Origin of the sequence: Bradyrhizobium sp. SZCCHNR1098 (genome assembly GCF_032489375.1) — a bacterium.
Lineage (GTDB): Bacteria > Pseudomonadota > Alphaproteobacteria > Rhizobiales > Xanthobacteraceae > Bradyrhizobium.
In genome coordinates, this window is the sequence record NZ_JAUEXY010000004.1 from 223,864 (window position 1) to 237,021 (window position 13,158).

11 protein-coding genes are annotated in these 13,158 nt (G+C 66.1%); 5 read left to right on the forward strand and 6 right to left on the reverse strand.

The window, feature by feature from the left end; translation table 11 throughout:
• Nucleotides 1–35: 35 nt before the first annotated feature.
• From QX135_RS11400 to QX135_RS11415, 4 genes are all read left to right on the forward strand, one after another.
• Nucleotides 36–1,826, forward strand: coding sequence for a glucan ABC transporter ATP-binding protein/ permease (locus QX135_RS11400; RefSeq protein ID WP_315797709.1), 1,791 nt, complete (start codon nt 36–38; stop codon nt 1,824–1,826).
• 173 nt (nt 1,827–1,999) lie between these two features.
• Nucleotides 2,000–3,415, forward strand: a complete 1,416-nt coding sequence (locus tag QX135_RS11405; protein ID WP_315797710.1) for a D-alanyl-D-alanine carboxypeptidase family protein — start codon at nt 2,000–2,002, stop codon at nt 3,413–3,415.
• A 191-nt stretch (nt 3,416–3,606) separates the two neighbouring features.
• Nucleotides 3,607–5,298, forward strand: a complete 1,692-nt coding sequence (locus QX135_RS11410) for a long-chain fatty acid--CoA ligase (RefSeq protein WP_315797711.1) — start codon at nt 3,607–3,609, stop codon at nt 5,296–5,298.
• Between the two features lie 157 nt (nt 5,299–5,455).
• A complete protein-coding gene (locus tag QX135_RS11415; RefSeq protein WP_315716297.1) occupies nt 5,456–5,941 on the forward strand; it encodes a peroxiredoxin in 486 nt (161 codons plus the stop codon).
• Nucleotides 5,942–6,070: 129 nt separating this feature from the next.
• Here the strand turns inward: QX135_RS11415 and rnhA are convergent, their stop codons facing one another.
• From rnhA to ispH, 3 genes are all read right to left on the reverse strand, one after another.
• Nucleotides 6,071–6,535, reverse strand: coding sequence for a ribonuclease HI (gene rnhA, locus QX135_RS11420; protein WP_315736125.1), 465 nt, complete (start codon nt 6,533–6,535; stop codon nt 6,071–6,073).
• The gene (locus QX135_RS11425; RefSeq protein ID WP_316179461.1) at nt 6,532–7,506 is read right to left on the reverse strand and encodes a homoserine kinase; all 975 of its coding nucleotides are present in this window, start codon (nt 7,504–7,506) and stop codon (nt 6,532–6,534) included. The genes rnhA and QX135_RS11425 overlap by 4 nt, the downstream gene beginning before the upstream one ends.
• A gap of 158 nt (nt 7,507–7,664) precedes the next feature.
• Complete coding sequence (gene ispH, locus QX135_RS11430) at nt 7,665–8,633, reverse strand: 4-hydroxy-3-methylbut-2-enyl diphosphate reductase (protein WP_315716301.1); 969 nt, start codon at nt 8,631–8,633, stop codon at nt 7,665–7,667.
• Between the two features lie 266 nt (nt 8,634–8,899).
• Here ispH and QX135_RS11435 point away from each other — a divergent pair, with 266 nt between their 5' ends.
• The gene (locus QX135_RS11435) at nt 8,900–9,592 is read left to right on the forward strand and encodes a DUF1013 domain-containing protein (protein ID WP_315736123.1); all 693 of its coding nucleotides are present in this window, start codon (nt 8,900–8,902) and stop codon (nt 9,590–9,592) included.
• 275 nt (nt 9,593–9,867) lie between these two features.
• Here the strand turns inward: QX135_RS11435 and QX135_RS11440 are convergent, their stop codons facing one another.
• The 3 genes from QX135_RS11440 to QX135_RS11450 form a co-directional block, all read right to left on the reverse strand.
• Nucleotides 9,868–10,599, reverse strand: a complete 732-nt coding sequence (locus QX135_RS11440) for an OmpW family protein (RefSeq protein ID WP_315736122.1) — start codon at nt 10,597–10,599, stop codon at nt 9,868–9,870.
• Nucleotides 10,600–10,782: 183 nt separating this feature from the next.
• The gene (locus tag QX135_RS11445) at nt 10,783–11,055 is read right to left on the reverse strand and encodes a hypothetical protein (protein ID WP_315736121.1); all 273 of its coding nucleotides are present in this window, start codon (nt 11,053–11,055) and stop codon (nt 10,783–10,785) included.
• 96 nt (nt 11,056–11,151) lie between these two features.
• The gene (locus tag QX135_RS11450; RefSeq protein ID WP_316234088.1) at nt 11,152–13,056 is read right to left on the reverse strand and encodes a propionyl-CoA synthetase; all 1,905 of its coding nucleotides are present in this window, start codon (nt 13,054–13,056) and stop codon (nt 11,152–11,154) included.
• Nucleotides 13,057–13,158 lie beyond the last annotated feature (102 nt).

The window sequence follows — 13,158 nt, forward strand, 5'->3', positions numbered from 1 at the left end:
GCTGGTTCCAACTGTCGACACGAAGCGCCCCGCCCATGTCCCTGCTCCGTATCTATGCCCGCGTGCTCCATCTGCTCGGAAAGGAGGCGCGGCTGGGCTGGTTTCTGGCGATCGCCAACCTGGCCCTCGCGGTGGCACAGTTCGCCGAGCCGGTGCTGTTCGGACGCATTGTCGACTCGCTCTCCGGCAACGCCTCGACCAGCACCGCCTGGCCGCTGCTCGCGGCCTGGGCCGGATTCGGCCTGTTCACGATTTTGGCCAGCGCCTGGGTCGCGCTGCAGGCCGACCGGCTGGCGCACCGGCAGCGCCATGCGGTGCTGACGAGCTATTTCGAGCACATTTTGCAGCTGCCGCTGACGTTCCATTCCGGCACCCATTCCGGCCGACTGATGAAGGTGATGATCAACGGCACCGACGCGCTGTGGAAGCTGTGGCTGTCGTTCTTCCGCGAGCACTTCGCCGCCATCATGTCGGTGCTGGTGCTGCTGCCGCTGTCGCTCTATCTGAACTGGCGGCTCGCGATCCTCTTGTTCGTGCTGTGCGTGGTGTTCACGGTGCTGACGACGCTGGTGGTGCGCAAGACCTACGGCATGCAGAGCGAGGTCGAAGAGCACTACAGCGACCTGTCGGCGCGCGCCTCCGATGCGCTCGGCAACGTCGCGCTGGTGCAGAGCTTCGTGCGCATCGAAGCCGAGGTGCAGGGCCTGCGCAACGTCGCCGGCCAGTTGCTCTCGGTGCAGATGCCGGTGCTCGGCTGGTGGGCGCTGGTGACGGTGATCACGCGCGCCTCCACCACCATCACGGTGCTGGCGATCTTCACCCTCGGCATCGCGCTGCATCAGCAGGGACTGAGCTCGGTCGGCGAGATCGTGATGTTCGTGTCGTTCGCGACCATGCTGATCCAGAAGCTCGAGCAGGTCGTGTCCTTCATCAACAACGTGTTCATGGAAGCGCCGCGGCTGGCCGAGTTCTTCACCGTGCTCGACGCCGTGCCGGCGGTGCGCGACCGCCCCGATGCGATCGACGTCGGCCGGCTCTCGGGCCTGGTCGAATTCAACGATGTGTCGTTCTCCTATGACGGCAAGCGGCCGGCGGTGGAGGATCTCACCTTCACCGCGCTGCCCGGCCAGACCATCGCGCTGGTCGGGCCGACCGGCGCCGGAAAGTCGACCGCGATTGCGCTCCTGCATCGCGCCTTCGATCCGCAATCCGGCTTCATCAAGATCGACGGCATGGATGTCCGCGGATTGAAGCTTGCGGCCCTGCGCCGGAACATCGGCGTCGTGTTCCAGGAGGCGCTGCTGTTCAATCGCTCGATCCGCGAGAACCTCTTGGTCGGCAAGCCCGATGCGACCGAGGAGGAGATTCGCACCGCCGCCGCGCGCGCCCAGGCGCTCGACTTCATCGACCGCGCCGAGCAGGGCTTCGATACCAATGCCGGCGAGCGCGGCCGCATGCTGTCCGGCGGCGAGCGCCAGCGGCTCTCGATCGCGCGTGCGCTCTTGAAGGATCCGCCGATCCTGATTCTCGACGAGGCGACATCAGCGCTCGATGCCGTCACCGAGGCCAAGCTCAACGCGGCGCTCGACGAGGTGATGAAGGGACGCACGACCTTCGTGATCGCGCACCGGCTCTCGACCATCCGCAACGCGACGCGAATCCTCGTGTTCGAGAACGGACGCGTGATCGAAAGCGGAACGTTCGATGAACTCGTCGCCAAGGGCGGCCACTTCGCGGAACTGGCGAAGGCCCAGTTCATGGTGCAGGAGAGCGCGCGCGCGACTCTCGCAGCGTCCGAGCGCGAGGGTACCATCGTCAAGACCTGATCGCGGGACGCTTTCATCGTGGAATTGAATGGCTGGCCTCTGTTCGCCAGCGTCGAGCCGGTATAGGTTCGCGGCCTGCCGCAACCGAAGCGGCGCCGGACACGCTTGAAACCCGAAAGCCCGCTTGCCCACCTCGCCGCGCGAGGCGGGTCTCAAAGGACCGGACCAGACCAGTGCAGACGCTTCGCCTGTTGTTCCGCTACGCCCCGATCAAGATCATCGCTCTCGCTGCCGCTCTCGTGCTCACGCCCCGCTGGGCCAGCGCCGAGGCGCTGCTGCTCGTCGAAGCCGATACCGGCAAGGTGCTGGAAGCGCAGAACGCGACCTATCCATGGTATCCCGCGTCGGTCACCAAGCTGATGACGGCCTATGTCGCCTTGAAGGCGGTCAAGGACGGCAGGATCACGCTTGACACGCTGTTCACGGTCTCACCGGCCGCGGCATCACAGTCGCCGTCGAAGATGGGCTATCGGCCCGGCACGCAGGTCACCGTCGACAACGCGCTGAAGATGATGCTGGTGAAGTCCGCCAACGACATGGCGGTGGTGCTGGCCGAGGGCGTCGGCGGCTCCATCGACGGCTTCTCGGCGATGATGAACGACACCGCTCGCAAGCTCGGCATGACGCAGACCAGCTACGTCAATCCGAACGGACTGCCGGCCGACGGCCAGATCACCTCTGCGCGTGATCTCGCGATCCTGGCGCGCGCCATCATCCGCGATCTTCCCGAGTACGAATACTTCGTGCACATCCCGTCGATCCGCTACGGCCGCCGCGTCGTGCAGAACTTCAACAAGCTGATCGGGCGCTATCCCGGCGCCGACGGCTTCAAGACCGGCTTCATCTGCGCTTCGGGCTACAATCTGGTGGCGTCGGCGACCCGCAACGGCAAGCGCCTGATCGCGGTGGTGCTCGGCGCCTCCTCAGGACAGATGCGCGCCGTGCGCGCGATCCAGATGCTGGACCGCGGCTTCAACGGCAACCAGTTGAGCTGGCTGAAATCGCCGCTCGGCACAGTCGATCAGCTGGCCCCCGTCGACGCGACACCGCCCAACCTGCGCGACGACATGTGCAACGGCCGCCGCCACCGACCAGCCAGCGACGACGACGAGGACACCGTTGCCGGCGCGGACGGCGAAGCGACCGGCGGCACCCTGCTCGCCGGCCTGCAGGCGCCGACCATGAAGCCGTCCGAGCTGCTGGCGGCGGCGCCCGTCCCGTCCGAGCCGGTGCTGGTCTACACCGGCCCGACGCGCACCGGCGCGGCGCTGATCGCCGCCGTAGCCGCCGATGCCGACGCTCAGACCCCGGCCAGACACCGCGGCAAGAAGGCGCATGCCGCCGCGCGGAAGGATGCCAAGCCGACGACCCGGACCGCCGCCAAGACCGATGCGGATGCGAAGGCCGCGGCGAAGCCGGAGGCCAAACCGGCGGAGGCCAAGCCGGGCGCGGCACGCCACGTCGCCGCCAAGCACGATGCCGGCGCAAAACCGGCGGAAAAGACCGGCTCCGACGCGCCCAAGCCCGCCAAGCCCAAGGCCGCCGCAAAGCCGAAGACGGCCGGCAAGCCCGCGCCGAAGGACGGCTGATCCGGCGCGGCCCATAGGGCCGCAGCCGACTGGGCCCAGCCTCCGCCCGGCCTCCTTACCCTGCCGCTTTCGTCGACACGCCGGCCGCTTGCCTTGAAGGGCCGGAAATTCGATATTGGCCGCCGCCAGCTTCCCGAGCGAGGCTGGCGGACGCCAATACACGAACAAGAGACGATCAGAGAGGAAGGGTCATGGAGCGCATCTGGCTCAAGCACTATCCGGCCGGCGTTCCCGCCGATATCGATCCGGGCAAATACCCGTCGCTCGTCGACCTGCTGGAAGAGAGCTTCAGGAAATTCGCCGATCGCCGCGCCTTCATCTGCATGGACAAGGCGATCAGCTATCGCGAGCTCGACGACATGTCGGTCGCGCTGGGCGCCTATCTGCAGGGCCTTGGGCTGGCCAAGGGCGCGCGCGTCGCGCTGATGATGCCGAACGTGCTGCAATATCCGATCGCGATCTCCGCGGTGCTGCGCGCGGGCTACGCCGTCGTCAACGTCAACCCGCTCTACACGCCGCGCGAGCTCGAGCACCAGCTCAAGGATTCCGGCGCCGAAGCGATCATCGTGCTGGAGAACTTTGCTCACACGGTGCAGCAGGTGGTCGGCCACACCCAGGTCAAGCACATCGTCGTCGCCAGCATGGGCGACCTGCTCGGCTTCAAGGGCGTGATCGTCAACCTCGTCGTCCGCCGCCTGAAGAAGATGGTGCCGGCGTTCTCGCTGCCGGGCGCCGTGCCCTTCAACGATGCGCTCGCCGCCGGCCGCGGCAAGCGCTTCCAGAAGCCCACCATCGGTCCGGACGACGTCGCCTTCCTGCAATATACCGGCGGCACCACCGGCGTCTCCAAGGGCGCCACGCTGCTCCATCGCAACGTCGTCGCCAACGTGCTGCAGAACGACGCCTGGCTGCAGCCAGTGATGGACAAGCCGCCGCATGTCGATCAGCTGCTGATCGTCTGCGCGCTGCCGCTCTACCACATCTTCGCGCTGACCTGCTGCTTCCTGCTCGCGGTGCGCGCCGGCGGCGCCAATCTGCTGATCCCCAATCCGCGCGACATCCCCGGCTTCATCAAGGAGCTGATGAAGTATCAGGTCACCACCTTCCCGGCCGTCAACACGCTCTACAACGGCCTGCTGCATCATCCCGACTTCCGCAAGATCGACTTCTCCAAGCTGAAGGTCTCCAACGGCGGCGGCATGGCCGTGCAGCGCCCGGTGGCCGAGCAGTGGAAGCAGGTGACGGGCTGCAGCATCGCCGAAGGCTACGGCCTGTCGGAGACCGCGCCGGTCTTGACCTGCAACCTGCCGACCTCGACCGAGTTCACCGGCACGATCGGCCTGCCGCTGCCGTCGACCTGGCTGTCGATCCGCGACGACGACGGCAACGAGGTGCCGCTCGGCCAGCCCGGCGAGATCTGCGCCAAGGGCCCGCAGGTGATGGCGGGCTATTGGAACAGGCCCGACGAGACCGCCAAGGTGATGACCGCGGACGGCTTCTTCCGCACCGGCGACATCGGCGTGATGGCCGCGGACGGCGCGATCAAGATCGTGGACCGCAAGAAGGACATGATCCTGGTCTCCGGCTTCAACGTCTATCCGAACGAGGTCGAGGAAGTGATCGCGACCCATCCGGGCGTGCTGGAGACCGCCGTGATCGGGCTGCCGGACGAGAAGACCGGCGAGGTCGTCAAGGCGTTCGTGGTGAGGAAGGATCCCGACCTCACGTCCGAGGACATCATCAAGCACTGCCACGAGCAGCTCACGAACTACAAGGTGCCGAAGCAGATCGAGTTCAGGACCGAGCTGCCGAAGACCAATGTCGGCAAGATTCTGCGCCGGGAGCTGCGCGACGAGAAGAAGAAGCCGGCCGCGGCCGCCTGAGTCCATTGGCGCCGCAAGCGCCGGCATGCGATGAGGGACGTGCGATGACGGATACGTGATCACGGCGGGCCGTTGCCGTTTCCGGCGCGCCGAATAGTGTAGCGCGCACCGCGCAAGACACATTCAAAAGACACATCCAGGGGAAGGAGTAACTCGAATGACCATCCAGGTTGGCGATAAGCTGCCGCAGGCCCAATTCCGCGTCATGACCGGCGAAGGCCCGCAGGTCAAAACCACCGACGACATCTTCAAGGGCAAGAAGGTCGCGCTGTTCGCGGTGCCCGGCGCCTACACCGGCACCTGCCACAAGATGCATCTGCCGAGCATCTTCCTCAACGCCTATGCGCTGAAGGACAAGGGCGTCGACACCATCGCGATCGTCTCGGTCAACGATGCCTTCGTGATGAACGCCTGGAAGCGCGACACCGACCAGCGCGACGAGGCCGTGTTCCTGGCCGACGGCAATGCCGAATTCACCAAGGCGATTGGCATGGAGCTCGACGCGTCCGGCGCCGGCCTCGGCATCCGCTCCAAGCGCTATTCGATGCTGGTCGAGGACGGCGTGGTCAAGAAGCTGAACCTCGAAGCCGCGCCGGGCAAGGTCGAAGTCTCCGGCGGAGACACCCTGCTCGGGCAGCTGTAAGTAAACAACGCACTGCTGCAGATGATCAGTCGTTCCGGGGCGCGAAGCGAACCCGGAACCTCGAGATTCCGGGTTCGACGCTCTCGCGTCGCCCCGGAATGACGATCAAACTCACAACCGTAGAAGACCTCAGCCCCGCACGTTCTTCTGCATCCTGGCCATCGCCACGCCATCGCGCGCCAGTTGATCGGCGCGCTCGTTCTCGGCGTGGCCGGCATGGCCCTTGACCCAGTGCCAATTGACCTTGTGCGGCTTCAGCGCGGCATCGAGCCGCTGCCAGAGCTCGGCGTTCTTGACCGGCTTCTTGTCCGCGGTTTTCCAGCCGTTGCGCTTCCAGCCGTGGATCCAGCCGGTGATGCCCTGCCGGACATATTGGCTGTCGGTGTAGAGCTCGACCTGGCACGACTTCTTCAGCGCTTCCAGCGCGGAGATCGCGGCCATCAGCTCCATGCGATTGTTGGTGGTGTGCGGCTCGCCGCCTTTGAGCTCTTTTTCCTTGTCGCCGAAGCGCAGGATCGCGCCCCAGCCGCCCGGCCCCGGATTCCCCGAGCAGGCGCCATCGGTGTAGATGCTGACGACCGGATGCTCGCTCACGCCACGGCTCCACCGATGCCGTAGTCGCGCACGCTGGTCACCGCCTGGTGGAAGCGCAGCTTGCGGACATATTCGAGCGGGTCCTTGGGCTTCACCAGCGCGCCGGGAGGCACGTTGAGCCAGTCCACCAGCCGCGTCAGCAGGAAGCGGATCGCCGCGCCGCGCGCCAGCAGCGGCAGCGCCTCCAACTCGGCCTCCGACAGCGGCCGGACGCGGCCATAGGCGTTGAAGAAGGCGCGCGCCTTGGTGACGTTCAGCGAATGATCGGCCTCGAAGCACCAGGCGTTGAGGCAGATCGCGACGTCATACGCCAGAATGTCGTTGCAGGAGAACGGGAAGTCGATCAGCCCCGAGAGCTTGTCGCCGAGGAAGAACACGTTGTCCGGAAACAGGTCGGCGTGGATGACGCCTTCCGGCAGATGCGTCGGCCAGGAGCGCCCGAGATGATCGAGCTCGGCGGAGAGCAGCGCGGAGAGGCCGCCCTGCACCGTGTCGGCGCGGTCGGCGGCCTGGGCGAACAATGACCGCCAGCCGGCGACCGAGAGCGGATTCTTGCGCACCAGCGGGAAGTCGCGTCCGGCCAGATGCATCTGCGCCAGCGCCGCGCCGACGCCGGCGCAGTGGGTGACGTTCGGCTTGCGCGGCCACATGCCTTCCAGGAAGTTGATGATCGCCGCGGGCCGGCCGGACAGGCTCGAATACACCGCCCCGTCGCGGTTGCGGGCGGGCTGCGGACAGCTCACGCCGCGCTCGGCGAGGTGGGCCATCAGCCCGAGAAAATACGGCAGATCGTCCACCGCCACGCGCTTCTCGTACAGCGTGAGGATGAAGGAGCCCTTGGTGGTGTGCAGCAGGAAGTTGGAGTTCTCGACCCCCTCGGCGATGCCCTTGTAGGAGAGCAACTCGCCGATGTCGTAGGTCTTGAGGAAGTCCGCAAGCTCGTCGGCGGCGACGTCGGTATAGACCGCCATACCCTGTCCTGGTTCTCGAAGTTCGCGGGCCCCGCCTCCCCCGACGCGAACTTCATCACCGGGGAGGCTCGTTTGCGCCCTTCATCGCGCATGCGAGCGCCGCGTTCAAGACGGATGCGCCGGCGGTGGACCAAAAAGAGCGGCCGCCAGGGCCGCCTTTACTCGGCCGCGGCTTCCGGCCGCAGCGAGCGCGGCAGCGGGAAGAACTCGTTCTCTTCCGCCGCCGAGACCGTCTCGACATGGAGCACGTAGCGCTCGGCGAAGGCGCCCATGATCTCCTCGACGATCACCTCCGGCGCCGAGGCGCCGGCGGTGATGCCGAGGCTCTTGATGCCCTCGAAGCGCGCCCAGTCGATGTCCGAGGCACGCTGCGCCAGCACGGCAATCGGGCAGCCCTCGCGCTCGGCGACCTCGCGCAGGCGCTGCGAGTTCGACGAGTTCGGTGCGCCGACTACGATCAGCGCGTCGACCACCGGCGCCACCTTCTTGACCGCCAGCTGGCGGTTGGTGGTGGCGTAGCAGATGTCTTCCTTGTGCGGGCCCGAGATGTTCGGGAAACGGCCCTTGAGGATCGCGACGATATCCTTGGTGTCGTCGATCGACAGCGTGGTCTGGGTGACGAAAGCGAGGTTGTTGGGATCCTTCGGGGTGAAGGTCGCCGCGTCCTCGGCGGTCTCGATCAGCGTCACGGCGCCCGCCGGAAGCTGGCCGACGGTGCCGACCACCTCCGGATGGTGAGAATGGCCGATCAGCAGGATCTCGCGGCCGCGCTTGAAGTGGATCGCCGCCTCGCGGTGGACCTTGGTGACCAGCGGGCAGGTCGCATCCAGGGAGAAGAAATTGCGCGCCTGGGCCTCGGCCGGAACCGATTTCGGCACGCCATGCGCCGAAAAGACCACCGGTGCGTTGGTACTGTCGGGAATCTCCGCCAGTTCCTCGACGAAGATGGCGCCCTTGGTCTTCAGGCTGTCGACGACGTATTTGTTGTGCACGATCTCGTGGCGGACATAGACCGGGGCGCCATAGATGGCGAGCGCCCGCTCCACGGTGTCGATGGCGCGCACCACGCCGGCGCAGAAGCCGCGCGGCGAGCAAAGCACGATTTTGAGGTCTGGTTTGGCTGCCATGGGGCTGGTCTAAGCTGATCTTTGCGGGCTGGTTTCGGCGACCACGGACCCCCGGGCCGGCAAGCGGGGGCGGTCGATACGCGAGGAGCTTGGGTCTGACACTGGTTTGGTAGGACTTGGGACTGCTTTCGAGCGCTGTCAAGGCCGTTTTCTCCAGGCCATTGCGCCATGCCCCCGGGACGGCTTATATAGGGCCAATTCCCGTCATCGCCGATGACCGCAGGTTTCGCCTCCAGGGCCGGGGCGGAGCACAAAGGAGATTTGCCATGAGCAACGCCCCGCTGATGCCGAAGGCAACTGCCGTGTGGCTGGTCGACAATACTGCCTTGACCTTCGACCAGGTCGCCGATTTTACCAAGATGCACCCGCTCGAGGTGCGCGCCATTGCCGACGGGGACGCCGCCCAAGGCATCAAGGGCATGGATCCGATCTCGACCGGGCAGCTCACCCGTGAGGAGATCGAGAAGGCCGAGCGCGACCCGAATTACCGCCTGCGGCTGCAGGAGAGCAAGGTCGTGCTGCCGCCGCAGCCCAAGCGCAAGGGCCCCCGCTACACCCCGGTGTCGCGCCGCCACGAGCGCCCGAGCGCCATTCTCTGGCTGGTGCGGAACCATCCCGAGCTCAAGGACGCCCAGATCATGCGCCTGGTCGGCACCACCAAGACCACCATCGCCAGCGTGCGCGACCGCACCCATTGGAATGCGCAGACGCTGACGCCGATGGACCCGGTGACGCTCGGCCTGTGCTCGCAGATCGAGCTCGACTTCGAGGTCCAGCGTGCCGCCAAGGAAAAGCCGCTCGACGCCAATTACAGCGGCGCCACCCTGCTCCCGGCCTCCGAGACCACGCGCAAGGACGAGTACGAGCCGGCGGGCCGCGACGAGGACGATCTCAACGTCGATGCCGTGTTCGCCAAGCTCAAGACCATCGGCGGCAAGAAGCAGGACGACGAGGAGTAGGACGCGGGCGTCCGTCTCTGGATCGCCAAAGGCGCGTGACACGCCCTTCGCTGCCGTCCCGGCGAACGCTGGGACGCACAGCCACAGGATCGCGCAACTGCCCGAGCCGGTTGTGACTAAGCCTTCCGTTCCTGGCTCGCGCTGCGGCGTATGGGTCCCGGCTCAAGGCCGGGACGACAGCCGTGGTCAGGCCCGAGACCCGCGACCAACGAACCTCCCAAAAAAATGGCGCCGGGGATGCCGGCGCCATGGCAGTCTGGGAGGAACTGAAAAAATCAGAACTTGTAGGTGACGCCGACGCCGACCAGCCACGGATCGATGTTGGCGCGGCCGGTGACCGGAATTGCACCGTTGACGGTCGCCGAGTAGTTCGGCTGCAGCCACAGCTTCTTGACGTCGACGTTCAGGCCCCAATGCCTGTCGAGCATGTAGTCGAAGCCGAACTGGACCGCGGCGCCCCACTGGTTGGAGATGTGCAGGTTGGTGACGGCAAGACCGTTCCACACCTGGTTCGCGGCGCTCTGGTTAAAGAAGACCGTGTAGTTCACGCCGGCACCGACATAGGGCTTGAAGGCGCCGAAATCGGTGAAGTGATACTGCAGGGTGAGCGTCGGCGGCAGCAGCCACGCCTTGCCGATGTTGAGACCGTCGAGCGAGCCGGTGCCGCCGATGGAATGCCGGGTGACGCCGAGGATCAACTCGGCCGCGATGTTCCTGGTGAAGAAGTAGCTGATGTCGAGCTCGGGCACGACCGAGTTGGAGATCGACAGGCCGGAGTTCGGCGACGACAGCGCCGGCACGCCCGTCACGTTCACGCTGGAGCCGCCGGCATCCGGCAGCACGCCGAGCGCTCGCACACGAAGCATCCACGGATTCCACGCTTCGACCACCGGCGCCTTGGTGTAGACCGGCGCCGCCTGCAGGTCGGCTGCTTGCGCCGAGCCCATGGCTCCGCAGATCGCCGCCAGCACCAGCAGCGACGACGAAAGTTTCAAGATTCTGTTCATCGAAGTCCCCATAGCCACCCTTGAGCAACATTTGCGCGGGCACAGCCGCGCCTTGCGGTCGCAGATGTGGCAGGGACGCCATGGACTTGGATTTGATCTCAATCAATCGGCATTGTTGCAGTGCCGATGTCACGCAACTGTTGCATCGAAGTCACGCGCCATGAGAGGCGCTTGCACGTGCGCTCAGGGCCGATCGGGATGGTTCATCATGTATTCGCCGAGATCGCGCTGCCGGCGATCGGCGCGTGCCTCGGCGCGTTGCCGCTGCACGTCGCGGTCCTTGCGGCAGGCGACATATTCGGCGGAGCCCGGCGCGACCTTGCCGCCGGCCTGACAGACCGCATCGTCATCGTCATTGCCGAGCGCCACTGCAGGGCCCTGGTTGCGGGAGGCGCAGGCCGTGAGCGAAAATACGGCCATCAGCACCAAGGCCAAGCGGGCGGAGGTCTGTCGCATCGAACGTTCCATTCTCGTCAATCGGGCTGGTCTCGGCCGTTGCTTGACGACAATGGGCGCCCGGGTCAAGCCCGGGGCACGTTCAGCGGCGCCGCGTCAGACGCGGCTCTTCAGCGCCTCGCCGATTTCCTCGAGCACCTTGGGATCCTCGATCGTGGCCGGCATGCTCCATTGTTCGCCGTCGGCGATCTTCTTGATCGTGCCGCGCAGGATCTTGCCCGAACGCGTCTTCGGCAGCCGGCCGACGGTGATGGCGAGCTTGAACGCAGCGACGGGGCCGAGCTTGTCGCGCACCAGCGCCACGATTTCCTTCTCGATCACAGAAGGGCTGCGCGAGACGCCGGCCTTGAGCACGAGGAAGCCGCAGGGCACCTCGCCCTTGATCGCATCCTTGATGCCGAGCACGGCGCATTCGGCGACGTCCGGATGCGAGGCCAGGATCTCCTCCATGCCGCCGGTCGAGAGCCGGTGGCCGGCGACATTGATGATGTCGTCGGTGCGGCCCATCACGAAGACGTAGCCGTCCTCGTCCTTGTAGCCGGCGTCCGAGGTCTTGTAGTAGCCGGGGAACTCGCTGAGATAGGACTCCTTGAAGCGATCCTCCTGCTGCCACAGCGTCGGCAGGCAGCCCGGCGGCATCGGCAGCTTGATCACGATCGAGCCCATGGTGTTGGCGGGCACTGGCCTCGCCGCCTCGTCGACGATGTCGACCTGGTAGCCCGGCATCGGGACCGTCGGCGAGCCGTGCTTGACCGGCAAGAGGCCGAGGCCGGCCGGATTTCCGGCGATGCACCAGCCGGTCTCGGTCTGCCACCAGTGGTCGATGACCGGCACCTTCAATTGCTGCTCGGCCCATTCCACGGTCGGCGGGTCGGCGCGCTCGCCGGCGAGGAACAGCGTGCGGAACTGTGACAAATCGTATTTGCGCAGCAACGTGCCTTCGGGATCTTCCTTGCGGATGGCGCGGAACGCGGTCGGCGCCGTGAACAGCGCCACCGCCTTGTGGTCGCTGATGACGCGCCAGAACGCGCCGGCATCGGGCGTGCCGACCGGCTTGCCCTCATACATCACCGACGTCGCGCCATGGATCAGCGGGCCGTAGATGATGTAGCTGTGGCCGACCACCCAGCCGATGTCGGAGGCGCACCACCACACCTCGCCCGGCTTGATGCCATAGAGATTCTCCATTGACCATTTGAGCGCGACGAGGTGCCCGCCATTGTCGCGCACCACGCCCTTCGGCTTGCCGGTCGTGCCCGACGTGTAGAGGATGTAGAGCGGATCGGTCGCCAGCACGGGCACGCACGGCGCCGCCTTGCCATTGGCGAGCGCGGACTTCCGCAGCGCGGCCCAGTCGTAATCGCGGCCGGGCTTGAGCTCGCAGACATGCTCGGGACGCTGCAGGATGATGCAGGCCTTGGGCCTGTTGTCGGCGAGCTCGATCGCCTGATCGAGCAGCGGCTTGTATTGCACGATGCGGCCGGGCTCGATGCCGCAGCTCGCCGACAGCACGAGCTTCGGCGTGGCGTCGTCGATGCGGGTCGCGAGTTCCTTGGCCGCGAAGCCGCCGAACACCACCGAATGCACCGCGCCGATGCGCGCGCAGGCGAGCATCGCGACCATCGCCTCGGGCACCATCGGCATGTACAGGATGACGCGGTCGCCCTTGCCGACGCCGAAATCCTGCATGATCGCGGCGAGCGTCTGCACCTCCTTCAGCATCTCGGCATAGGTGAGCTTCGTGACCGAGCTGGTGAGCGGCGAATCATGGATCAGCGCCAGCTGATCGCCGCGGCCGGCGGCGACGTGGCGGTCGAGCGCGTTGTAGCAGGTGTTGACGACGGCGCCGGAAAACCAGCGGCCATAGGCGCCCATCGACGGGTCGAAGATGGTCTTGGCCGGCTCGATCCAGTCGATCGCGCGGGCGGCCTCGGCCCAGAACCCTTCCGGGTCCTGCAGTGACCGTGCATGGACCTCGTGATAGCGGCTCGCAGCGCTCATGACGTTTCCCCAAGATCTGTGTTTATTCCCGAGTATTGTCACGGGACAAAGCGACAGTTCAAGCCGTCATGAATTGATCCAGATCAGGCAGGCCCGGACGTC